The following is a 21,903-nucleotide window of genomic DNA, read 5'->3' on the forward strand; positions in this document are numbered from 1 at the left end:
TACCGTCAGTAATCAACGAAAGATCCGGGGCCGTCCAGTGAGGGAGGCCGACATCAGCGCTCAGCCGCCTGCAGTCGAGCTCGTGGGAATCACCAAACGATTCCCCGGCGTCGTCGCCAACCGCGACATCCACCTCAGCGTGGAAAAGGGACAGATCCACGCCATCGTGGGTGAGAACGGAGCGGGCAAGTCCACGCTCATGAAGATCCTGTACGGCATGCAGAAGCCCGACGAGGGCACGATCGCCGTCAACGGGACCAAGGTGAGCTTCCACTCTCCCGCGGAGGCGATCAACGTCGGCATCGGCATGGTCCACCAGCACTTCATGCTCGCCGACAACCTCACCGTGCTCGAGAACGTGATCCTGGGCAGCGAGCCCCGCAAGGGCGGGGTCGGCATCGACTTCGGCGCGGCTCGCAAGAAGATCAAGGAGATCTCCGACTCCTACGGCCTGGGCATCGACCCCGACGTCCTGGTGGAGGACATCGGCGTCGGCACCCGCCAGCGCGTCGAGATCCTCAAGGTCCTCTACCGCGGCGCCAAGATCCTCATCCTCGACGAGCCCACGGCCGTGCTGGTCCCCCACGAGGTCGACGAGCTCTTCGAGAACCTCAAGGGCCTCGTGCGCGAGGGCCTGACCATCATCTTCATCTCCCACCACCTCGACGAGGTGCTCAAGGTCGCCGACGCCATCACGGTGATCAGGCGCGGCACCACCGTCGCCAGCGTCGACCCGTCGTCGGTGACCGCGCGCCAGCTGGCCGAGCTCATGGTCGGCAGCGAGCTGCCCAGCCCCGAGACCCGCGAGTCGACCGTCACCGACGTCGTCGCCGTGTCCGTGCGCGACCTCACCGTGCTCGCCCCCGACGGCCGCCCCCTCATCGACGACATCAGCTTCGACGTGCGCAAGGGCGAGGTCCTGGGCATCGCGGGGGTCGAGGGCAACGGCCAGGCCGAGCTGGTCGAGGCCATCATGGGCATGCGCGTCGCCGCCGGCACCATCACCCTCGGCGAGGCCGACATCTCCGCCTGGCCGACGCTCAAGCGCCGCGAGGCCGGAGTCGGCTTCATCCCCGAAGACCGTCACCGCCACGGCCTGCTGCTGGAGTCGCCGCTCTGGGAGAACCGCATCCTGGGCCACCAGACGCAGAAGCCCAACGTCAAGGGCCCGTGGATCGACCGGAAGGGCGCGCGCACCGACACCCAGCGCATCGTCGAGGAGTACGACGTGCGCACCCCCGGCATCGACGTCAAGGCGGCGGCGCTGTCGGGCGGCAACCAGCAGAAGCTGATCGTCGGACGCGAGATGAGCGGCGACCCGGTCCTCCTCATCGCCTCCCACCCCACCCGCGGCGTCGACGTGGGCGCCCAGGCGGCCATCTGGGACCACCTGCGCCACGCCCGCGCGGCGGGGCTGGCCGTCCTGCTGATCTCCGCTGACCTGGACGAGCTGATCGGCCTGTCCGACACGCTCAAGGTGATCCTGCGCGGCCGCATGGTGGCCGACGTGGACCCGGCGAACGTCACGCCGGAAGAGCTCGGCTCCGCCATGACCGGCGCCGGAGAGGCGACATGAACCAGACAAGTCCCGGGACGAAGGACACCTTCCTCAACCGGCTGCTCGGCCGCATCCCGCTGAGCGGATGGCTGGCCCTGGCCGCGCCCGTCGTGGCCATCCTGTTCGCGGGCATCGTCACCGCGATCGTGCTGGCCGTCACGGGCAACCCGCCGCTCGAGACGATCGGCATCATGGTGGAGTACGGCACGCAGCCGCGCACCATGGTGCTGACGCTGAACCTGGCGACGCTCTACTACATCGCGGCCCTGGCGGTGGCGCTCGGCTTCCGCATGAACCTCTTCAACATCGGCGTCGACGGGCAGTACCGCCTGGCCGCGATCATGGCGGCGGCGCTGGGCGGTTCCGGGCTCAACCTGCCGGGCTGGCTGATGATCATCCTGATCATCGTCACCGCCGCGGTCACCGGAGCGGTGTGGGCGGCCATCGCCGGCCTGCTCAAGGCCTACCGCGGCGTCAGCGAGGTCGTCTCCACGATCATGCTGAACTACATCGGCACCAGCGTGGTCGCCTACCTGCTGGTCAACGTCTTCGGCGTGGCGGTCGCGGGCAGCAACAACATCGGCACCGCGCCGATCCCCGAGGACGCGCGGGTGCCGGGCGTGGCGTTCATCCCCGGCACCGAGGCCAAGGTCTTCGGCCTGATCCTCCTGGCCGCCGCCCTGGGCATCGGCTTCCACGTGCTGCTCAACAAGACCCGCTTCGGCTTCGACCTGCGCACCACCGGCCTCAACCAGGAGGCGGCGGTCGCCAGCGGCGTCAACGTCAAGCGCATGGTCGTCACCGCCATGGTCCTGTCGGGCGGGGTCGCCGGCCTGATCGGCATGCCGCAGCTGCTGGGCGCCTCCTACAGCTACAGCCTCGACTTCCCGTCGGGCATCGGCTTCACCGGCATCGCCATCGCGCTGCTGGGCCGCAACAACCCGGTCGGCATCGCGTTCGGCGCGATCCTGTGGGGCTTCCTCGACAGCTCCTCCAACATCCTCAACCTGCACGACATCTCGCCGGAGATCGTCCAGATCATGCAGGGCATCATCGTGTTGTCCGTGGTCGTCGCCTACGAGCTGGCGCACCGCTATCGGATCTCGGCCGAGCAGCGCCGCGTCAGCCGCGAGCTGGCCGCTCCCGTCAAGGAAGGGGCCTCGGCATGAGCACCACGACGGCGACTCCCGCCGCACCGGTCAAGGCTCCGCGCAAGTTCAGGCTGACCTGGCAGACGCTGCTGCTCGGGCTGCTGGGCCTGCTCGTGCTGCTGTCGGTCACCCGCGTGGTCTCCGGCGCCAACGACATCACCTCGGCGGGCACCATGTCCGCCGCGCTCGCGGCCGCCGTGCCGATCGGCCTGGCCGGTCTGGGCGGTCTGTGGTCGGAGCGGGCCGGGGTGGTCAACATCGGCCTCGAAGGCATGATGATCTTCGGTACCTGGTTCGGCGCGTGGGGCGCGATCGTCTCGGGCAACCCGTGGGTCGGCGTGATCATGGGCGCGCTGGGCGGCGCGATCGGCGCGGTCCTGCACGCGATCGCCACGGTCACCTTCGGCGTCGACCACGTCGTCTCCGGTGTGGCCATCAACATCCTCGGCCTGGGCGTGGCCAAGTACCTCGCCGCCGCGGTCTTCGCCGACATGAAGGGCGGAGGCGACACCCAGTCGCCGCGCGTGCCGTCCATGGGCACCTTCAGCGTTCCCGGCATCGGCGACCCGCTGAAGTCGCTGGAGCAGACGCACATCTTCTTCCTGTCGGACCTGGCGGGCGTGCTGCGCGGCCTGACGCAGAACGTCTCCTACTTCACGATCCTGGCGATCCTGCTGGTCCCGCTGACCTTCTGGATCCTCTGGAAGACCGCGTTCGGCCTGCGCCTGCGCTCCTGCGGCGAGCGGCCGGTCGCCGCCGAGTCGCTGGGCGTCAACGTCTACTTCTACAAGTACGTGGCCGTCATCGTCTCCGGCGTCATGGCCGGTCTGGGCGGCGCGTTCCTGTCGCTGATCGCCGCGGGCATCTACCGCGAGGGCCAGACGGGAGGCCGCGGCTTCATCGGTCTGGCCACTGTCATCTTCGGCAACTACCGGCCAGGCGGGCTGGCGGGCGGCGCGCTGCTGTTCGGCTACACCGACTCGCTGCAGCTGCGTCAGGGCGGCACCTCGGTGCACGCGCTGCTGTTCACCATGGCGCTGCTGCTCGCGGGCGCGGCGGTCTTCCTGCTGGTGCGCCAGCAGCGCACCGTCGCCGCCGTGGTGACCGGGGTCATCGCGATCCTGGTCTTCTGGGTCTACGCGATCACCGACACGGTGCCCGAGCAGTTCACCACCGCCGCGCCGTACGTCGTGACCCTCCTGGTGCTGGCCTTCGCCTCTCAGCGGCTGCGCATGCCCGCCGCCGACGGCGTGCCGTACCGGCGCGGGCAGGGCCACTGATGATCGACTGGGCGGTCCTGCGTACGGCCGCGCGGGAGGCCATGCGCAGGGCGTACGCGCCCTACTCCGGCTTCCCGGTGGGCGCGGCCGCCCTCGTCGACGACGGGCGCGTCATCTCCGGCTGCAACGTGGAGAACGCCTCCTACGGCCTGGGCCTGTGCGCCGAGTGCGGGCTGGTCTCGGCGCTGCACGCGACCGGCGGGGGACGGCTGGTCGCGTTCACCTGCTGCGACGGCGAGGGGAACCTGCTCATGCCGTGCGGGCGCTGCCGCCAGCTGCTGTACGAATTCGGGGGCGACGACCTGCTGGTCGAGACCCCCGACGGGCCGCAACGCATGGCGCAGGTGCTGCCCTACGCCTTCGGCCCCGACAATCTCTCGCGGGGAGTGTGACATGGACGTCATCGAGGTCATCAGGACCAAACGTGACAAGGGCGAGCTGAGCACGGGCCACATCGACTGGGTGATCGACGCCTACACGCGCGGCGAGGTCGCCGACGAGCAGATGTCGGCCCTGGCCATGGCGATCCTGCTGAACGGCATGAACCGGCGGGAGATCGCCGACTGGACCGCCGCCATGATCCGCTCGGGCGAGCGCATGGACTGGTCGATGCTCGACCGGCCGACCGCCGACAAGCACTCCACGGGCGGCGTCGGCGACAAGATCACTCTGCCGCTGGCGCCGCTGGTGGCGGCCTGCGGCGCCTACGTGCCGCAGCTCTCGGGCCGCGGGCTCGGGCACACCGGCGGCACGCTCGACAAGCTGGAGTCCATCCCCGGCTGGCGGGCGTCGTTGTCGAACGACGAGATGCTCGGCGTCATCCGCTCGGCGGGCGCCGTCGTCTGCGCGGCGGGCACCGGCCTGGCCCCGGCCGACAAGAAGCTTTACGCGCTGCGCGACGTCACGGGCACGGTCGAGTCGATCCCGCTGATCGCCTCGTCGATCATGTCGAAGAAGATCGCCGAGGGCACCGGCGCGCTGGTCCTCGACGTCAAGGTCGGCTCCGGCGCGTTCATGAAGGACGTCGCCGACGCCCGCGAGCTCGCCACCACCATGGTCGCCCTGGGCAAGGACGCGGGGGTGAACACCGTCGCCCTGCTGACCGCCATGGACCGCCCGCTGGGCCTGGCCGTCGGCAACGCCCTGGAGGTCCAGGAGTCGGTCGAGGTGCTGGCCGGCGGCGGCCCCGCCGACGTCGTCGAGCTGACCGTACGGCTCGCGCGCGAGATGCTGCAACTGGCCGGGGTCGACGGCAAGGACCCCGAAGAGGCGCTGAAGGACGGCTCGGCGATGGACGCCTGGCGCCGGATGATCTCCGCTCAGGGCGGCGACCCCGACGCCCTGCTGCCCACCGCGCCCGAGAGCACGGTCGTGGTCGCGCCCGCCTCCGGCGTCGTCACCCGCATGGACGCCTACGCCGTGGGTCTGGCCGCCTGGCGGCTGGGCGCCGGACGGGCGCGCAAGGAGGACCCGGTCTCCTTCGGCGCGGGCATCATGCTCCACGCCAGGCCCGGCGACATCGTGCGGGCCGGCCAGCCGCTGATGACCCTGTACGCCGACGAGACCTCGCGCTTCGAGCGCGGACTCGAGGCGCTGGAGGGCGGTTTCGAGGTCGGTCCCGCCTCCGTCGAGCAGTTGCCGCTGATCATCGACCGGATCGAGTAGAGAACCGAGCCTTGCTCGGGAGCCTTCTCTTTGGCAGGGTTCGGGCATGGCCGAGCCGCTCACCCTGGCCGGGTGCCCCGTGCACGAGCTGCTGGAACGCCAGACACGCAGGCTGGCGCGGCAGCTCGTGCAGGCGTTCGCCGACGAGATCCCCATCTACCGGCGGCTGCCGAAGGAGGAGCTCGACGGCGAGATCCTGGCCATCGTGGAGTACAACCTGCGCACCATCGGCCGCATGTTCCGCGACCGCCGCTCGCCCACCCGCGCCGAACTGGCGCCGCTGCGCGCCTCCGCCGCCCGCCGCGCGCAGGAGGGCGTGCCGCTGGAGGCGCTGCTGGCCGCCTACCACCTGGGCGCGCGGGTCATCTGGGAGCACCTGTTCGCCGGGGCCAAACCCGACGACTTCGCCGACGTGCTCGCCGCCAACCGGCTCGTCCTCGTCTACACCGAGTCGGTCACCGCGGCCGTGTGCACCGCCTACGTCGAAGAGCGCGAGGGCATGCTCAGCCAGGAGCAGCACGCCATGCACGCCACCGTCTCGGCGCTGCTGGCGGGCGACCAGGAGGCGCTGGCGGGCGTCCGGCTCGCGGCCCGCTACCTGGTGCTGGCCGTCGCGATCGGGCCGCACCCCGACGAACGTGCCTCCGAACCGGGCGCGGTCATCGCCGGACGCCGCAAGCTGCACCGCATCAGGAACATGATCCAGCGCCACGCCGACGAGCAGGTGCTCTCCGTGCTCGACGGCACCGGCGGCCACGTGCTGATCCCGCTCCAGGGGGCGGAGCCCGAACTGGCCGAGCTGGTCGAGGCGGTGAACACGGCGGCGAGCGCGCCCGTGTGGATGGCCGCCGAGGTGGCCGCCCCCGACGGCGTGCCGGGGGCGGCGCACCTGGCCAGGGAGGTGCTGGAGGTGGTGCAGGCCTTCCGGCGGCCTCCCGGGTGTTACCGGCTGGCTGACGTGTTGCTGGAGTACCAGCTGACCCGGCCTAGCGAGGCGACCGCGGGACTGGCGGGACTGCTGGATCCGTTGCTCGACCACCCGGATCTGCTGCGGACGCTCAAGGTCTATCTCGACTCGGGCCTCGATCGGCGCAGGACCGCCGAACTGCTGCACGTGCACCCGAACACCGTGGACTACCGGCTGCGCAGGACCGCGCAGCTGACCGGGCTGGACCCGGTGGATCCCGGCCACCTGCAGCGCATTGGGGCGGCGCTGGCGGCCCGGCGCCTGGCCGGGCCGCCTGCCGTCCTGAGTGTCAGTGAGCCGCGGAGACGGAGGCTATGACGGCGGTGGCGAAGCCGCGCATGCCGTTGGCGTTGGGGTGGAAGGGCGTGGCCGGGTTGGCCGGGATGTAGGGCTCGATCCAGCGGGTGTTCGGCCCGGTGCACGGGTCGTGGCCCACGCTGGGCGACTGCAGGTCGATGAAGCCGACGCCGGCCGCGGCGGCCTGCTCGGCGAGCATCTGGTTGAAGTACATGAGGGTCGAGCGGATGTAGTTGGCGTCACGGCGCAGGATCGGCACGGTCGGGTAGCAGCCGTTCTCGCGGGCGTAGGTGGCGTAGCCGACGACGAAGATCCTCGCCTGCGGGGCGCGGGCGCGGATGTCGGCCGCGAGCTGCACCAGCACCGGGCGCAGGTTGTCGGTCTTGACCCGCCACTCGTCCTGCCCGCCCGACTGGTAGTCGTCGTAGCAGTAGTCGCCGACCGGCGGCGGCAGCAGGTTGAGGCAGTCCTCGATGAAGCCGGTCAGGCCGACGTCGTTGGCGCCGATCTGCACGGTGACCAGGGTGGTGTCGGCGCTGAGCGCGTCGAGCTGCGGCGGCATGGAGCCCAGGTCGGTGTTCTGCGACTGGTACATGTCGCGGGTGTCGGCGCCCGAGCAGGTCACGTCGCGGAACGTCGACGCGCCGATGGCGGCGGCCGTCAGGTGGGCGTAGTTGCGGTCGGAACGGAAGCAGCCGAGCTGGGGCAGGACCTGGTTGGGGATGAGCGGTCCGGAGGCGGCCGAGTCGCCGAGGGCGACATAGACCTCCCCGGCCGCGGCCTGCGCGGGGGTGGTGGTGAGTCCGACGAGGACGAGGACGGCGGCGAACAGGGTGCGGGCGGTACGGATCACGCGGCGCTCCTTTCCAGACGGGCCGAACGGGACCTGAGCAGGAAACCGGCCGCCGTCGCCGTGAAGAACATCAGCACGCCGTAGGTGGCCGAGGGGATCGACATCTGGTCGTTGGCCAGCAGGGTGGTGGCCACGGTGATCGAAAGGGTGGCGTTGTGGAGGCCGATCTCGAAGCACGACGCGATGGCCTGGCCGCGCTCGACCTTGGCCAGGCGCGGCGCGTAGTAGCCGATCGCCAGGCTGACCGCGCTGAAGATCAGGCAGATCAGCCCGACGGAGGCGATGTAGTCGCCCAGGTTCTCGCGCTCCTTGATCATGACGGCGGCGATCACGAGGATCAGGACCACCGCGGAGGTGATCTTGACCGGCTTGGCCATGCGGTCGGCGAAGGCCGTGGCGTACGCCCGGATCAGCATGCCGATCGCGACCGGGATCAGCACCAGCGCCACGACCTTGGCGAACTCCGCGAACTCCAGGCTCAGCAGTGTGCCGTCGGAGGCGAAGTAGCCGATCGAGAGGTTGGTCACCAGGGGCAGCGTGATGATCGCCAGCACCGAGTTGATCGCGGTGAGGGTGATGTTGAGCGCCACGTCACCGCCGAACAGGTGGCTGTAGAGGTTGGCGGTGGTGCCGCCCGGCGAGGCGGCCAGCAACATCATGCCGACCGCCAGCACCGGCGGCAGGTCGAACAGGATGACCAGGCCGAAGCAGAGCGCGGGCAGGATGACGATCTGGCACCCCAGGGCGACCAGGGTCGCCCTGGGGTAGGCGAGCACACGCTTGAAGTCGGCCATGGTCAGCGACAGGCCGAGCCCGAGCATGATGATCGCGAGCGCGAAGGGCAGGAGGGTGGCGGCGAGAGCCATGTGGGGGGTGCTCCTGTGGTTCTAGTGTCTGAAAGGCCCGGCGACCTCGTAGGTGATGCCGCCGGTCCCGGCCCGCTCGCCGCTCGTCCCGCGCTGGGAGGAGAAGTAGAGGCGGGACCCGTCGGGTGAGAACGCCGGGCCGGTGATCTCCGACTGGCTCTGGCCGTCGAGCCTGATGACCGGTGCGACGATCCCGTCCGGCGTGATGATGTTGATTTCCATGTTCCCGCCGTCCTCGGCCACGTACAAGTCGCCGGAGGAGACGCCGGTGATGTTGTCGATGCCGTCGAGGCTTCCGCTGCCGTCGTAGACGAAGCCCAGCGTGTTGCGGTTGGCGTCGTAGGCCCACACCTTGCGGTCGCCCTTGGCGGTGAAGTAGCAGACGCCGCCGCCGTAGTGGCAGCCCTCGCCGCCGTCGAAGTGCAGGGCAGAGCTCACCTGGTGGCGCGTCTGCTTCTGTAACACGCCCGGGGTGGCGTCGGGGACCGGCCGCCACACCGGGCCCTCGCACAGCACCTCCAGGCGGCCGCTCGACAGGTCGCCCCAGGTGGTGGGGACGAAGCGGTAGAAGCAGCCGTCGCCCTCGTCCTCCGTCAGGTAGACGACCCGGTGGTCGGGGTCGCAGGCGGCGGCCTCGTGCTTGAACTTGCCCATCGCCGGACGCTGGATCGCGGCGCGGTTGCCGTACGGGTCGGTCTCGTAGACCTTGCCGCGGAAGATCTCCTCGCACGACAGCCAGGTGTTCCACGGCGTGCGGCCGCCGGCGCAGTTGAGGTTCGTGCCGCTCAGGATGCGGTAGGCGCGCTCGATCGAGCCGTCGGCGCGGAACTTGATGGCCGAGGCGCCGCCCGCCAGGGGGATCTCGGAGTTGGAGACGTAGATCCAGCCGGTGCCGTCGGCGAAGCAGGCGCCGCCGTCGGGCGCCGGGTGCCAGAGCGTGCCGCCGATCAGCTGGCCTGTCCTGGCCACCACGCGGCTGCGGAAACCCGCCGGGAGCGCGACGCCGTTGGCGTCCGGAGCGCCGAGCGGGCCGTACGGGCTGGCTCCGGCCGTGGTGGAGGCCAGAGCGGCCTCCTGCCACATGGCTCCGGAGAAGGCCACGGCGCCCAGTCCTGCGAGGAAGGTACGTCGCTGCACGTGCGGACTCCCTTTGATCGAGGTCAGGTGCAGAATCAATGAAACGATGCGGCCACCCGCCAGGGAACTGGACAGCGCAGTAAAGCTATGGGTCAGGCTTTGTGACCCATCACAAAGGTGATTGACGGGGGCGAGTCGGGCACCTGACCATGTGGCGGGTGCGCCCCCTCAGCCTGCTCGCCGCGCTGGTCGTCTCCAGCACGCTGCTCGTCACGCCGGCCGCCGCCACCGCTGACATCAAGGCCCTCCAGGACCCGGCCGTGTGCGACCCGATCGACCCGGCCGCCTGCCTGCTGCCCTTCCCGAACGACTTCCTCACCGTCGCCGACCCTGCCACCGCCACCGGCCGCCGCGTCTCCTTCGCCCCCGCGGCCATGCCCGTCACCGTGGCGGGCACGCCGATCGACCCGGCCGAATGGAACCGCAACGACGGCTTCTCACCCGGCTCCATGCTGCTGGCCAGGGTGCCCGGCCTGGACCTGGGACGCACCGGCGCCGCCCCGATCACCGACATCGGGCGATCGCTCGATCGTGACGCGCCCATCGTGCTGCTCGACGCCCACACCGGCGAACGCTGGCCGTACTGGGCCGAACTCGACGCCAACGCCCCCGCCGACCGGCAGCTGCTGATCATCCGGCCCGCACGCAACCTGCGCGAGGGCCACCGCTACCTGGTCGCGCTGCGCGGCCTGCGCGACGCGGGCGGCGCGCCGATCCCGCCCGGCGCCGCCTTCGCCGCCGTCGCCGGCCCGCCGCTCCCCGCCGGCCACGAGCTCGCCGCACGGCAGCGCCAGCTGGCCCCCGTGCTGAGGCAACTGCACCGCCACGGCGTGCGCGACCCCTACCTGGCCTGGGACTTCACCGTCGCCAGCGAGCAGAACCTCGCAGGACGTGCCCTGTCGATGCGCGACCAGGCGCTGCGCGCCCTCGGCGGCCGCTCGCCCGCCTTCGAGGTCACCGCCCTCACCGAGTTCACGCCGGAACAGGACGCCCAGATCGCCCGCCGCGTCGAGGGCATCGTCCGCGTGCCCAGCTTCCTCGACCGGCCCGGCGGGCCCACCGGCTCCCGCCTCAACTACGGCCCCGACGGCCGGCCCGCCCAACTGCCCGGCAACGAGCAGCTCGCCCGCTTCCGCTGCGAGATCCCCCGCACGGCCCTCGACCGCCCCGTCCGCGTCTCCCTGTACGGCCACGGCCTGCTCGGCAGGCACACCGAAGTCGGCGCGGGCAACGTCAAGACCATGGCACAGGAGCACGGCTTCGCCTTCTGCGCCACCCCATGGATCGGCATGGCCGAGGACGACATCCCCACCGTGCTGTCGTCGTTCGCCGACATGTCACGCTTCCCCGCCGTGCCCGACCGCAGCCAGCAGGGCTTCCTCAACGCCATCTTCCTCGGCCGCGCCATGACCGCGCGGGACGGCTTCGCCTCCCACGACGCCTTCCGGGCCGCCGGCCGCCCGCTCATCGACACCCGCAAGGGCCTCGTCTACGACGGCAACAGCCAGGGCGGCATCCTCGGCGGCGCACTCGTCGCCCTGTCGCCCGACATCAGGCTCGGAGTGCTCGGGGTCACCGGGATGAACTACAGCACCCTGTTCAACCGCAGCTCCGACGCGGCGCCCTTCCAGCAGGTCTTCGACCGGTCCTACCCGGACAAGCTCGACCAGCAGCTCGTCCTGGCGCTGATCCAGATGTTGTGGGACAGGGGCGAGACCAACGGATACGCCGCGCACCTGACCGACTCGCCCTACCCGGGGACGCCGCGGCACCAGGTGCTCATGCAGGTCGCCTTCGCCGACCACCAGGTGGCCATGGTCTCCGCCGACGTGAAGGCCAGGACGATCGGCGCACGCGTCCTGTGGCCCGCCGTGGAGGAGGGACGCAGCCAGGACCGCGTGCCGTACTGGGGCATCAAGCGGGCCAGAGGCGCGGCGTGGCCGGGGTCGGCGCTGGTGGTGTGGGACAGCGGCACCCCGGCGCCGCCGCTCACCAACACCCCGCCCACGCAGGGCACCGACCCCCACGAGGACCCGCGCCGCACACCTGCGGCTCAGCTGCAGAAGTCGGTGTTCCTCAAGACCGGGATCGTGGCGGACGTGTGCGGGGGCGCCCCCTGCCTGACCTCGGCCCATCCGTAATAGGGAATTTAGCAACTATTAGCTGGATTTTCGGTCGAACATTCCACTATTGCGGCATTCGCTCGCCGAGTAGCGCCTTTTCTGTCGGTGTCTCGTGTTTCCATCTGACACGAAGCCACTCCGGCTGAATTCGATCACCAAGGCGAGGGGAAGATCGGCATGCCGCAGGACAAGTACTGGCGACGAGGCCATTACGTCAGGCGCCGCAGGGTCAACAGGAAGGCGTCGGGCTGGGTCGTCCTGGCGATCGCGGCGGTGGTGGGCTGGTTCGCGGTCTCCGGGTTCGGCGCGCAGGCGGAGGGTGACTCGCCCGCGCCCACGCAGACCCAGGTCGTCCCCGCCGAGGAACCACAGGTCGAGCCGCCCGCCGAGGTCTGGCCGGTCATGCCGTCGAGCGGGTCGTGACCGCCCGGCGCCGGTCGGCGTTCCTGCCGCGCCCGCGCATGCCGGTGGGCGGGCGCGAGTGGATCGCCGCTGCGGTCGTCGGCGTCATCGCCATCGCCATGCTCGTCCGGATCATTCCGGCCATCGTCAATTGGCTGTTCGGTGATTGGAGAATATGGGCGGCCCTTGCGGTGGTCGCCTTTCTCGGGCTATTGGCATCGCACTGGTGGAAGTCCGCCTTACTCCTCCGCCGCGCCGCCAGGCTCGAGAATCTCCGGCTGTCGCTGGAACAGATCGACGTGATGTCGCCGACGTGTTTCGAATGGGCGGTCCGCGACCTGATGATCCGCGACGGCATGCGTGCCGATCACGTCGGTCAGCGGGGCGACATGGCGGCCGACGTCATCGGGCACGATCGCGGCGGCTACCGGATCGTGGTGCAGTGCAAGCACACCGTCACCAGCAGGAAGGTGACCTCCCAGGTCGTCTACCAGGTCAACGGCACGGCGGGGCCCGCGCACGGAGCGAATGTCGCCGTCATCGTCACCAACGGCGATTTCACCCGCGACGCCAGGAAGACGGCGGGCGACTTCCGGATCCAGCTCGTGGGCCGGGGAGAGCTGGAACAGTGGGCGGCGAACGGCGTCTCACTCCGCCGGCTGCTCGGCCTCGGCGCCCCGCTCCGGCATCGCCGGCGCCTTCGCAGGACGGCTCCTCTGCTCCATCCCCGGGCCCACGACGAGGCTGACGATCGTTGACCTCGCCCGGCTCTCACTCGTCGCGGGCGGCCGCTCGTTCGATGGCCGCCCGGACGAGGCCGAAGATCGCTCCCTGGATCGCCGCCGCGACGAGGACCTCGCCCCAGCCGTACTTGGTCGAGTCCGCCTCCGGCGGTTCCGGCTTGCCCGATGCGAGCTTCCACACATGCTTGAAGATGGTTCCGGCGACGAGGCCGCCGAGCACGCCCCCCGCCATCCTGGTCGGTTTCGCCATGGTCTGCTTCATGAGGTTCGCGCTTACCCACGCAGGGCGTTCCTAGTCGCGACGGGGCAGCGGCCTGGTGGCGGGGCCGTTGAGGACCTGGCCGTCGGTGCCGAAGCGGGAGCCGTGGCAGGGGCACTCCCACGCCTTCTCGTTCTCGTCGAAGGCCACCACGCAGCCCAGGTGGGTGCAGAGCGCCGACAGCTGGTGCAGCTGCCCTGACGGGTCCCGGTAGACCGCCCGCCGCTCGCCGCCGACCCTGACGACGGCGCCGCTGTCCGGGCCGATGTCGTCGACGTCGTCGGCGTGGGTGCGCAGCCGGTCGCCGACGAAGTGCCGCGCCACCTTCAGCTGCAGCTTGGCCATGGAGGCCGCCTCGCGCAGCGGGTGCAGCCTGCGCGGGTCGTACAGGTCGCGGTAGGGCGAGTCCTGGCCGGTCAGCTCGGCGGCCAGGAGCCGCCCCGACAACACGCCGGTGCTCATGCCCCAGCCGTTGAAGCCGGTGGCGACGTGGACGTGCTCGCCGCCGACGTGGAAGCGGCCGATGTACGGCAGGCGGTCGGTGCTCTGGTTGTCCTGCGCCGACCAGGCGTGCGTGACGCGCAACCCGGGGAAGCGGTCCTGGGCCCAGGCGCGCAGCCGCTGGTGACGTTCGTGGGCGTCGCGTGATCCCGGCTCGTGCCGCTCTCCGGTGACGATCAGGAACCTCTCGCTGTCGCGGTACGGGGCCGTGCGCACCGAGCGGGTGTCGTCCTCCACGGTCAGGAACATGCCGCCGGGGTCGCTGCCCGCCGGGATGGGCCCGGCCACCACGAGCTCCCTGCGCGGCTCCAGCCGGGCGAACAGCAGCGCGCGGTCGAAGACCGGATAGTGGGTGGCGACGACCACGTCCCGGGCGGTGACGGTGTGGCCGTCCTCGGTGACGAGCCGGCACGGGCTGCCCTCGTGCAGCTCGGTGACGCGGGTGCGCTCGTGGACCACGACGCCCTGTGCCGCCATCAGCTCGGTCAGGCCGAGCAGGTACTTGCGCGGGTGGAACTGGGCCTGGTTCTCGACGCGGACGGCCGCCGCCACGCCGTACGGCAGGCCGGTGCCGGTGACCAGCGTCGCCTCCAGCCCGGCGGCGCGGGCGGCCGAGGCCTCCGCCTCGATGTCGCCCACGGCGTCGGCGGACTCGGTGTAGGTGTAGGCGGGCAGCCGTTCGAGGTCGCAGTCGATCGCGAACTGCGCGGCGGTGGCGGCGACGTGCTCGACCGCCTCCTGCTGCGATGCGGCGTAGAGGGCGGCGGCCTGTTCGCCGGCCGACTTGCTCAGCTCCGCGTAGATCAGCCCGTGCAGCGCGCTCAGCTTGGCCGTGGTGTAGCCCGTCACGCCGGCCGCGACGCGGTCGGACTCCAGGACCACGACCGAGCGTCCGGCCCGGCTCAGCTCCCAGGCCGTGCTCAGCCCGGCGATGCCGCCGCCGACGACCGCGACGTCCGCGTCCAGGTCGCCGGCCAGTGGCGGGTAGGACGTCGCCGGGGCGGTGTCCATCCAGTACGACTCGCGTTTGTCACCCATGCATGTCGACTTCCCGCAGGTCACGGCAGCATGCATCGGAGCTGGTCGGGTAGGCGGCGGGTATGGACGACGGCATCACCGTCGGTGTGGAGGAGGAGTTCCTGCTGCTCCACCCGGCTTCGGGGGAACCGGTCGCGCGGGCCGCGGAGGTGTTGCAGGCCGCGGGCCGGCACGCGGGCGCCGACGAGTACGGCGGCTTCCACAGGGAGCTCTTCCAGACCCAGGTGGAGGCGGCGACGGGGGTATGCCGCTCGCTCGGCGCGCTGCGTTCACAGCTCCAGTACGGCAGGGCCACGCTGGCGGAGGCGGCCGGGTGGCAGGGGCTGACGCTGGGGTCGGTGGGCACGCCCGTCGAGCCCGGGGCGCCACTGCTGACGGCGGGCGAGCGGTTCGAGCGGATCGGCGGCATGTACAAGGGCGTCGTCGCCGACTACCAGAGCTGCGGCTGCCACGTGCACGTCGGCGTGGGCGACAGGGAGACGGCGGTCGCCGTGCTGAACCACCTGCGGCCGTGGCTGCCCACCCTGCTCGCTCTGTCGGCCAACTCGCCCTACGGTCCGGCGGGTGACTCCGGCTACGCCAGCTGGCGCATGGTCCAGCAGTCACGTTTCCCGGGTTCCGGCGTGCCGCCGGTGTTCGGGTCGGCGGCCGACCACGACCGCGCGGTGGACGCCCTGGTGGCCTGCGGCGTGCTGGTGGACGCCTCGATGTCGTTCTGGCTGGCCCGGCCGGGCTCGCGGCTGCCGACGGTGGAGTTCCGCGCGGCAGACGCGGCGGCCACCGTGGACGACGCGGCGCTGCAGGCGGCGCTGTCGAGGGCGCTGGTCAGGACGGCCGTGGCCGACCTGGCGGGCGGCCGGGCCCCGGCCACGCCCTCGGATCAGCTGTGTGCCGCGGCGGTGTGGAACGCCGCCAGGTACGGCATGGACGGCCCAGCCGTGGACCTGGTGGCCGGGCGGCGCCGTGACGCCTGGGAGGTGGCGCAAGCCCTGGTGGAGCACGTGGGGACGGCCCTGGAGGAGGCGGGTGACCTGCTGGAGGTCAAGCGGTTGATGGAGTGGCTCAGGCACGAGGGCACGGGAGCCGAGCGGCAGCGACGCGCCGCCGTCCCCACGATCGAGGAGGACACTCATGAACGGTGACGCGCCGAAGCTGCCGTCCCCGCGCGGACCGCTCTCGGAGGCGGTCGTCACGATGCTCTCCGGCCGGGGGGACGTGGTGGCGCCACCGGTGGGTGACGCCGATCCGTTCGGAGAGGACCTGCAGCTGGCCCTCTACGTCTGCTACGAGCTGCACTACCGGGGTTTCTCCGGGGTGGACGACGCCTGGGAGTGGGATCCCGGCCTGCTGCGCGTGCGCGGGGAGCTGGAGCGGGTCTTCGAGGCCGGGCTGCGTGCGCGTGTGGCGGGCGGCGACGACGTCGACGAGGTGCTGGAGCCCTTGCTGGTCGAGCCGGTCGACGGCGACGGGCTGTCCTACCACCTGAAGGACCGGGGCGACCGGCGGCAGCTGCGGGAGTACGTCGTCCATCGCTCCATCTACCACCTGAAGGAGGCCGACCCGCACGCCTGGGTCATCCCGAGGCTGACGGGCCGGGCCAAGGCGGCGCTGGTGGCGGTGGAGTTCGACGAGTTCGGCGGCGGCAGGGCCGAGATGATGCACTCCCGGCTGTTCGCCGACCTGATGGAGGAGCTGGACCTGGACCCGGCCTACGGCGCCTATCTCGACGTGGCCCCGGCCCAGATGCTCGCCGTGGTCAACATGATGAGCCTGTTCGGCCTGCACCGGTCCCTGCGCGGCGCGCTGACCGGGCACTTCGCGGCGGCCGAGATCACCACCTCGCCGAGCGCGCGGCGCATGGCCCTGGCCCTGGAACGGCTCGGGGTGGGGCCGCGCGGCACGCTGTTCTTCACCGAGCACGTCGAGGCGGACGCCGTCCACGAGCAGGTGCTGCGCACGGATGTGCTGGGCGACCTGCTGGAGCGCGAGCCGGAACTGGCCGCGGACGTGGTCTTCGGCGTGCAGGCGACCGAGCTCGTCGAGGAGCGGTTCGGCGCCCACGTTCTGGGGTGCTGGAGGGCGGCGGAACCGGTGTCTTCGCTGCTGAGGCCGCTGCCGTGAGTTAGTAATGTCCGATTCGCGGTAGTTGAGTGTCATGTTCTTGCTGAGGCCGCCGGGCGTCTACCGGCCGCAGGGCGACACCGCTCTGCTGACCGATGCGCTCGGCCTGCTGGATCCGCCGCGCGGCGCCAGCATCCTGGACATCTGCTCGGGGACCGGGGTGATGTCGGTCATCGCCGCCCGCCACCCGGGTGCGCGGGTGACCGCCGTTGACCTGAGCCTGCGTGCCGTCATCGCGGCCTGGTTCAACACCGTCGTGCGAGGCAGACGGGTGCGCGTGCTCCGCGGCGACCTGTTCGACCCGCTCGCCGGGGAGCAGTTCGACGTCATCCTGGCCAACCCGCCCTACGTGGCGGGGCGGGCGGCGGCGCCCGGCGCGCACAGCAGGGCGCGGGCCTGGGACGCCGGGCTCGACGGCCGCAGGCTCGTGGACCGCATCTGCGGCGCCGCGCCGCATCACCTGGCGCCGGGAGGCTCGCTGCTGATGGTGCACTCGGCGCTGAGCGGCGTGGAGGCGTCGCTGCGCCGCCTGCGCGCGGCAGGGCTGCGCACCCACGTCATGGCCCGGCGGCCGGAACGTTTCGGCCCCGTCATGCGGGGACGGGTCGCCCAACTGGAGGCGCAGGGCCTCATCCGGCCCGGCCAGCGGGAAGAGGAACTGGTGGTGATCTGTGCCCAGCGAGAAGCGGCGGCGGAACGACGGATCGCCTGACGGGACCAGGGTGAGGCTCGTCCAGGGCGGGCCCATGCTGGTCGAGGGGCCGGTCGAGGTGGTGCTCGACGACGGGTCCACGGCCAGGTCCGACCGGTTCCTGGTGGCGCTGTGCACGTGCAGGCGCAGCCGGGCCTACCCCTTCTGCGACACCAGCCATCGGCGCCGCGAACGATCGGCCGAGTGAATCTGTTTGCCGATTCCGGCACTGTCGTTGGTGCTGGTTGCGATCGGAGGTGGCAAGGCTCTCCTACGGAGAGGACCTTGCATGACCATCGCCGAACCGCAGGCCGTACTGACGCCGCTGAGCAGTGCCGCGATCTTCGTTGTCGTCGTGCTCGACGACGGGACCCAGGACGCCGTGCGCGACCTGTGCGACGACCTGCCCGGGCTGGTGCGCACGGTGTCGTTCCGCGAGCCCGCCGCGCGTCTGTCGTGCGTGATCGGCTTCGGCTCGCGGTTGTGGGACACGCTCGGGGTCGGGGTGAAGCCGTCGGGGCTGCATCCCATGGCCGAGATCCGCGGCATGCACCACGCCGTCTCCACTCCCGGCGACCTGCTGCTGCACGTGCGCGCCGATCGGATGGACCTGTGCTTCGAGCTCGTCAGCCTGGTCATGTCCAGGCTGGGCGACGCGGTGGCGAGTGCGGACGAGGTGCACGGGTTCCGCTACTTCGACGCGCGTGACCTGCTGGGTTTCGTCGACGGCACGGAGAACCCCGAGGGGGCGCTGGCCGCCGAGTCGGTGCTGATCGGCTCCGAGGAGCTGGAGTTCGCCGGCGGCAGCTATGTGATCGTGCAGAAGTACCTGCACGACCTGGCCGCCTGGGAGAGGCTCACGGTCGAGGAGCAGGAGCGCGTCATCGGCCGCACCAAGCTGTCGAACGTGGAGCTCGACGACGACGTCAAGCCCGCCAACGCGCACAACGCCCTGACCGTGATCGAGCGCGACGGGCAGGAGCTGAAGATCCTGCGCGACAACATGCCCTTCGGCAGCGTCTCGCGCGGGGAGTTCGGCACCTACTTCATCGGCTACAGCCGCACGCCGGACGTCATCGAGCTGATGCTGACGAACATGTTCGTGGGGGATCCGCCGGGCAACTACGACCGCATCCTCGACTTCTCCACGGCCGTCACCGGGTCGCTCTTCTTCGTTCCTTCAACCGAGTGGCTGCAGCGGCTCGCCCAGCCGCCGCCACCCGCCTACGCCGGATCGCTGGACGTGGGCAGTCTCAAGGGAGTCCCGTCAGCATGAACAACCTGCATCGCGAACTGGCCCCGGTCTCCGAAGGCGCCTGGGAGCAGATCGAAGAGGAAGTCCTGCGCACCTTCCGCCGCCACCTGGCCGGGCGGCGGGTCGTCGACGTGAAGGGTCCAGAGGGCCCGTCGTTGTCGGCCGTGGGCACCGGTCACCTGACGGCCGTCGAGGGGCCCGCCGGCGGGGTGGTGGCCCGGCTGCGGGAGGTGTCGCGCCTGGTCGAGCTGCGCCGCCCGTTCACGCTGGCCCGCGCGGCCGTCGACGACGTCGAGCGGGGCTCGGGCGACTCCGACTGGCAGCCGGCCAAGGACGCCGCCCACGACCTGGCCGTCGCGGAGGACCGGGCGGTGCTCGACGGGTATCCGGCGGCGGGCATCGCGGGGATCATCCCGACCGCGAGCAACTCGCCGCTCGTCCTGCCCGGCGACGTGCGGGCCTATCCCGACAGCATCTCCCAGGCGCTGAGCGGCCTGCGGATGGCGGGCGTGGACGGCCCCTACAGCGTGCTGCTGGGCGCGCAGGCCTACACGGGGGTGAGCGAGACCAGCGACCACGGTTATCCGGTGCTCGACCACATCCGCCGCCTGATCGACGGCGACATCGTCTGGGCCCCGGCGTTGAGCGGCGCGGTCGTGCTCACCACCCGCGGCGGCGACTTCGAGCTGCACCTGGGCCAGGACCTGTCGATCGGGTACCTGGGGCACACCGCGTCCGAGGTGACGCTCTACCTGCAGGAGTCGTTCACCTTCCTGCCGCTGACGGGCGAGGCCGCGGTCTGGCTGCGTCCCGGTCAGTCGCCCCAGTAACGCTGCTCGCGCCACGGGTCGCCGTAGTTGTGGTACCCGGCGGTCTCCCAGAAGCCCGGCTCGTCCTGGTCGAGCAGGCGGATGCCGCGCACCCACTTGGCCGACTTCCAGAAGTACAGGTGGGGGACCAGCAGCCGGGCGGGACCTCCGTGCTCGGGGGTCAGCGGCCGGCCGTCGAAGGCGTAGGCGATCCACGCCTTGCCGTCGATCAGGTCCTCCAGCGGCAGGTTGGTGGTGTAGCCGCCGTAGCTGGTCACCAGCGCGTACTCCGCGGCGCTCTCGACGTCCTCCAGCAGGACGTCGAGCGAGATGCCCGCCCAGTCGGTGTCGAACTTCGACCATCGGGTGACGCAGTGGATGTCGACGTGCGGCGTGCTCTTGGGCAGCGCCATCAGGTCCTGCCACGACCACGTGTGGCGGGCGCCGTCCTCGGCGTCGATGGTGAACTCCCACTCGTCGACGGAGATGTACGGCGTGGGCCCGGCCGACAGCACCGGGAAGTCGTGGGTCTCGTACTGTCCGGGCGGCAGCCGGTCGTCGCGCCTGCCGCGGCCCTGGAAGCCCTGTGAGATGACGGACATCGTGCTCCTCCTAGACGGGTACGGCCAGCCAGCGCAGCCCGGCCAGGCGGGCCAGGATCCTTCCCGGCGCCTCCACGAGCGTCATCAGGACGTTGTCGCAGGTCGGGCAGCGAAACACGGTGCCGGCCGCTTCGCCGTACACGACGGCCTCGGCCAGCGGGCCGTTGTGGCCGCACGATCCGCAGGTGCCGTGCGCACCCGTCATGTCCCGCGCGAAGACCTGCGTGAGCAGGCCGGCGGCGGCGTTGCCGTCTACGTGCATGGGATCCTCCCGGTCAGCCGTAACGTTCTGTGCGGATGTCGTCGGCGCGGTAGCCGAGGTCGAGCAGCGCCCCGGAGAGGTGCTCGACGAAGGCGGTGGGGCCGCAGACGTAGGCGAGGGGAGAGTCGGCGGGCGGCCAGGCCACCTCGCGCAGGAGCGCCTGGTCGAGGTGGCCGGCGGGCCTGGGCCAGCCGGGCGGCGTGGTCCTGGTGTAGACGAGGTGCTCGGCTTGGAGCTCCTCGCGGTAGATGACGAGTTCCGGCGCGCGCACGGAGTAGACCAGCCGCATGGGCGTCGGGTCCGCGGTGCGGCGGTGGTGGCGGAGGATGGAGCGCAGCGGCACGACGCCGGAGCCGCCGCCGACCAGCAGCACGGACCGGTACGGCGCGGCGGGCTCCCACACGAAGTACCCTCCGACGGGGCCGCGGATCTCCACCTGGTCGCCCGGCCTGGCCACGTCCACGAGGTAGGGGGAGACCTCGCCGTCGGGCACCCGCGCCACGGTGACGGCCGGCTCCTCGCCCGGTGCCGAGGCCAGGGAGTAGCTGCGCACCGCCTGGTAGCCGTCGCCGGCGGTCAGCCGTACGTCGACGTGCTGGCCGGCGCGGTGGCCCGGCCAGCCGGGCACGTCGAGCACCAGCGTGCGGGCCTGTGGCGTCTCGGTCCGCGCGTCGGCGATGACGGCGGGCAGCCACGTCAGTCGTTGAAGTAGCGCTGTTGCCGCCATGGGTCCCCGAAGTTGTGATAGCCGGACTGCTCCCAGAAACCGGGCCTGTCCTCGTCCATGAGCCACAGCTCGCGGATCCACTTGGCGCTCTTCCACAGGTAGTGGCCGGGGACGAGCATGCGGACGGGCCCGCCGTGCTCCGGCATGATCGGCTCGTCGTCGTAGCGGTAGACGAGCCAGGCCTTGCCACCGGTGATCTCGGCGACGGGCAGGTTCGTGGCGTAGCCGCCGTAGCTGACGGCGAGGCTGAAGGCCGCGTCGTGATCGGCCTCGGCGAGCAGCGTGTCGAGCGGCACGCCCGTCCACGTGGTGTCGAGCTTGGTCCAGCGGGTGACGCAGTGGATGTCGACGGTGAACCGTTCGGCGGGCAGCGCGAGCAGGTCGTCCCAGGTCCATCTGGGCTCGGCCCGGCCGCCGCGGATGGTGAAGCTCCACCGGTCGGTGGTGATGTGCTGGGTGGCGCCCGCGGTCAGGACGGGAAACCCCGCGGCCAGGTACTGCCCCGGAGGCACCCGGTCCGCGAGTTCGGGGCCGGGTCTGCGGAAGTGCGTGCCGCTGAACCCGCGCGAGACGGTTCCCATGAGCAGGGGCATCCC

At 71.2% G+C, this 21,903-nt stretch carries 24 protein-coding genes; 15 read left to right on the plus strand and 9 right to left on the minus strand.

All coding sequences use genetic code 11. The features are described from left to right. Window positions 1–52 precede the first annotated feature (52 nt). From ACIBH1_RS02160 to ACIBH1_RS02185, 6 genes are read left to right on the plus strand one after another with little or no spacing between them, the layout of a single operon-like run. The gene (locus ACIBH1_RS02160; RefSeq protein ID WP_397312180.1) at window positions 53–1,576 is read left to right on the plus strand and encodes an ABC transporter ATP-binding protein; all 1,524 of its coding nucleotides are present in this window, start codon (window positions 53–55) and stop codon (window positions 1,574–1,576) included. Continuing rightward, window positions 1,573–2,727 (plus strand): ABC transporter permease, encoded by a 1,155-nt coding sequence (locus ACIBH1_RS02165; protein WP_397311703.1) that lies wholly within the window; start codon window positions 1,573–1,575, stop codon window positions 2,725–2,727. Before ACIBH1_RS02160 ends, ACIBH1_RS02165 begins: the two co-directional genes overlap by 4 nt. Beyond that, on the plus strand, window positions 2,724–3,989 hold the full coding sequence (locus ACIBH1_RS02170; RefSeq protein ID WP_397311704.1) for an ABC transporter permease: 1,266 nt from the start codon (window positions 2,724–2,726) through the stop codon (window positions 3,987–3,989). The genes ACIBH1_RS02165 and ACIBH1_RS02170 overlap by 4 nt, the downstream gene beginning before the upstream one ends. Then, window positions 3,989–4,381, plus strand: a complete 393-nt coding sequence (locus ACIBH1_RS02175) for a cytidine deaminase (protein ID WP_397311705.1) — start codon at window positions 3,989–3,991, stop codon at window positions 4,379–4,381. Before ACIBH1_RS02170 ends, ACIBH1_RS02175 begins: the two co-directional genes overlap by 1 nt. A 1-nt stretch (window position 4,382) precedes the next feature. Then, window positions 4,383–5,654 carry a thymidine phosphorylase gene (locus ACIBH1_RS02180; RefSeq protein WP_397311706.1) on the plus strand — a complete coding sequence of 424 codons (1,272 nt, stop codon included), beginning with the start codon at window positions 4,383–4,385 and terminating at the stop codon, window positions 5,652–5,654. Window positions 5,655–5,700: 46 nt separating this feature from the next. After that, a complete protein-coding gene (locus ACIBH1_RS02185; protein WP_397311707.1) occupies window positions 5,701–6,939 on the plus strand; it encodes a PucR family transcriptional regulator in 1,239 nt (412 codons plus the stop codon). Here the strand turns inward: ACIBH1_RS02185 and ACIBH1_RS02190 are convergent. The 3 genes from ACIBH1_RS02190 to ACIBH1_RS02200 are packed head-to-tail and all read right to left on the minus strand — an operon-like array spanning window position 6,911 to window position 9,774. Beyond that, window positions 6,911–7,771, minus strand: coding sequence for an SGNH/GDSL hydrolase family protein (locus ACIBH1_RS02190; RefSeq protein WP_397311708.1), 861 nt, complete (start codon window positions 7,769–7,771; stop codon window positions 6,911–6,913). The two genes, ACIBH1_RS02185 and ACIBH1_RS02190, sit on opposite strands and share 29 nt — an antisense overlap. Continuing rightward, window positions 7,768–8,637: a bile acid:sodium symporter family protein gene (locus tag ACIBH1_RS02195; RefSeq protein ID WP_397311709.1), complete on the minus strand. Its 870-nt coding sequence runs from the start codon at window positions 8,635–8,637 to the stop codon at window positions 7,768–7,770. The genes ACIBH1_RS02190 and ACIBH1_RS02195 overlap by 4 nt, the downstream gene beginning before the upstream one ends. Window positions 8,638–8,658: 21 nt before the next feature. Beyond that, window positions 8,659–9,774 (minus strand): alkaline phosphatase PhoX, encoded by a 1,116-nt coding sequence (locus ACIBH1_RS02200; protein ID WP_397311710.1) that lies wholly within the window; start codon window positions 9,772–9,774, stop codon window positions 8,659–8,661. Between the two features lie 158 nt (window positions 9,775–9,932). On the opposite strand from ACIBH1_RS02200, the gene ACIBH1_RS02205 reads away from it, so the two are divergent. The 3 genes from ACIBH1_RS02205 (at window position 9,933) to ACIBH1_RS02215 (ending at window position 13,057) form a co-directional block, all read left to right on the plus strand. Continuing rightward, on the plus strand, window positions 9,933–11,915 hold the full coding sequence (locus ACIBH1_RS02205; RefSeq protein ID WP_397311711.1) for a hypothetical protein: 1,983 nt from the start codon (window positions 9,933–9,935) through the stop codon (window positions 11,913–11,915). Between the two features lie 159 nt (window positions 11,916–12,074). Beyond that, window positions 12,075–12,320 (plus strand): hypothetical protein, encoded by a 246-nt coding sequence (locus tag ACIBH1_RS02210; RefSeq protein ID WP_397311712.1) that lies wholly within the window; start codon window positions 12,075–12,077, stop codon window positions 12,318–12,320. Further along, window positions 12,317–13,057: a restriction endonuclease gene (locus tag ACIBH1_RS02215; RefSeq protein ID WP_397311713.1), complete on the plus strand. Its 741-nt coding sequence runs from the start codon at window positions 12,317–12,319 to the stop codon at window positions 13,055–13,057. Before ACIBH1_RS02210 ends, ACIBH1_RS02215 begins: the two co-directional genes overlap by 4 nt. A gap of 13 nt (window positions 13,058–13,070) precedes the next feature. Here the strand turns inward: ACIBH1_RS02215 and ACIBH1_RS02220 are convergent, their stop codons facing one another. Beyond that, window positions 13,071–13,292, minus strand: coding sequence for a DUF4235 domain-containing protein (locus tag ACIBH1_RS02220; RefSeq protein ID WP_397311714.1), 222 nt, complete (start codon window positions 13,290–13,292; stop codon window positions 13,071–13,073). A gap of 42 nt (window positions 13,293–13,334) precedes the next feature. After that, window positions 13,335–14,840, minus strand: coding sequence for an FAD-dependent oxidoreductase (locus tag ACIBH1_RS02225; protein WP_397311716.1), 1,506 nt, complete (start codon window positions 14,838–14,840; stop codon window positions 13,335–13,337). 62 nt (window positions 14,841–14,902) lie between these two features. Here ACIBH1_RS02225 and ACIBH1_RS02230 point away from each other — a divergent pair, with 62 nt between their 5' ends. The 6 genes from ACIBH1_RS02230 to ACIBH1_RS02255 all read left to right on the plus strand — a co-directional run bounded on the left by ACIBH1_RS02230 (window position 14,903) and on the right by ACIBH1_RS02255 (window position 19,737). Beyond that, entirely contained in the window at window positions 14,903–15,982 is a 1,080-nt protein-coding gene (locus ACIBH1_RS02230) for a glutamate--cysteine ligase (RefSeq protein ID WP_397311717.1), read from the plus strand. Continuing rightward, complete coding sequence (locus ACIBH1_RS02235) at window positions 15,972–16,961, plus strand: iron-containing redox enzyme family protein (RefSeq protein ID WP_397311718.1); 990 nt, start codon at window positions 15,972–15,974, stop codon at window positions 16,959–16,961. The genes ACIBH1_RS02230 and ACIBH1_RS02235 overlap by 11 nt, the downstream gene beginning before the upstream one ends. Window positions 16,962–16,995: 34 nt before the next feature. After that, a complete protein-coding gene (locus ACIBH1_RS02240) occupies window positions 16,996–17,673 on the plus strand; it encodes a HemK2/MTQ2 family protein methyltransferase (RefSeq protein WP_397311719.1) in 678 nt (225 codons plus the stop codon). Between the two features lie 34 nt (window positions 17,674–17,707). Further along, complete coding sequence (locus ACIBH1_RS02245; RefSeq protein WP_397312181.1) at window positions 17,708–17,860, plus strand: CDGSH iron-sulfur domain-containing protein; 153 nt, start codon at window positions 17,708–17,710, stop codon at window positions 17,858–17,860. Between the two features lie 81 nt (window positions 17,861–17,941). Further along, on the plus strand, window positions 17,942–18,928 hold the full coding sequence (locus ACIBH1_RS02250; protein WP_397311720.1) for a Dyp-type peroxidase: 987 nt from the start codon (window positions 17,942–17,944) through the stop codon (window positions 18,926–18,928). Beyond that, window positions 18,925–19,737 (plus strand): family 1 encapsulin nanocompartment shell protein, encoded by an 813-nt coding sequence (locus tag ACIBH1_RS02255; RefSeq protein WP_397311721.1) that lies wholly within the window; start codon window positions 18,925–18,927, stop codon window positions 19,735–19,737. The genes ACIBH1_RS02250 and ACIBH1_RS02255 overlap by 4 nt, the downstream gene beginning before the upstream one ends. Here ACIBH1_RS02255 and ACIBH1_RS02260 read toward each other — a convergent pair. Genes ACIBH1_RS02260 through ACIBH1_RS02275 form a run of 4 tightly spaced genes read right to left on the minus strand, consistent with a single transcriptional unit; the run spans window position 19,722 to window position 21,888 of the window. Next, a complete protein-coding gene (locus tag ACIBH1_RS02260; RefSeq protein ID WP_397311722.1) occupies window positions 19,722–20,318 on the minus strand; it encodes a sulfite oxidase-like oxidoreductase in 597 nt (198 codons plus the stop codon). The genes ACIBH1_RS02255 and ACIBH1_RS02260 overlap by 16 nt on opposite strands. 10 nt (window positions 20,319–20,328) lie before the next feature. After that, window positions 20,329–20,580 (minus strand): DUF6510 family protein, encoded by a 252-nt coding sequence (locus ACIBH1_RS02265; protein ID WP_397311723.1) that lies wholly within the window; start codon window positions 20,578–20,580, stop codon window positions 20,329–20,331. Between the two features lie 13 nt (window positions 20,581–20,593). After that, window positions 20,594–21,307, minus strand: a complete 714-nt coding sequence (locus ACIBH1_RS02270; RefSeq protein WP_397311724.1) for a ferredoxin reductase — start codon at window positions 21,305–21,307, stop codon at window positions 20,594–20,596. After that, window positions 21,277–21,888: a molybdopterin-dependent oxidoreductase gene (locus ACIBH1_RS02275; protein WP_397311725.1), complete on the minus strand. Its 612-nt coding sequence runs from the start codon at window positions 21,886–21,888 to the stop codon at window positions 21,277–21,279. The genes ACIBH1_RS02270 and ACIBH1_RS02275 overlap by 31 nt, the downstream gene beginning before the upstream one ends. Window positions 21,889–21,903: the final 15 nt, after the last annotated feature.

The organism is Nonomuraea sp. NPDC050663 (genome assembly GCF_044456985.1).
Taxonomy (GTDB): Bacteria; Actinomycetota; Actinomycetes; order Streptosporangiales; family Streptosporangiaceae; genus Nonomuraea.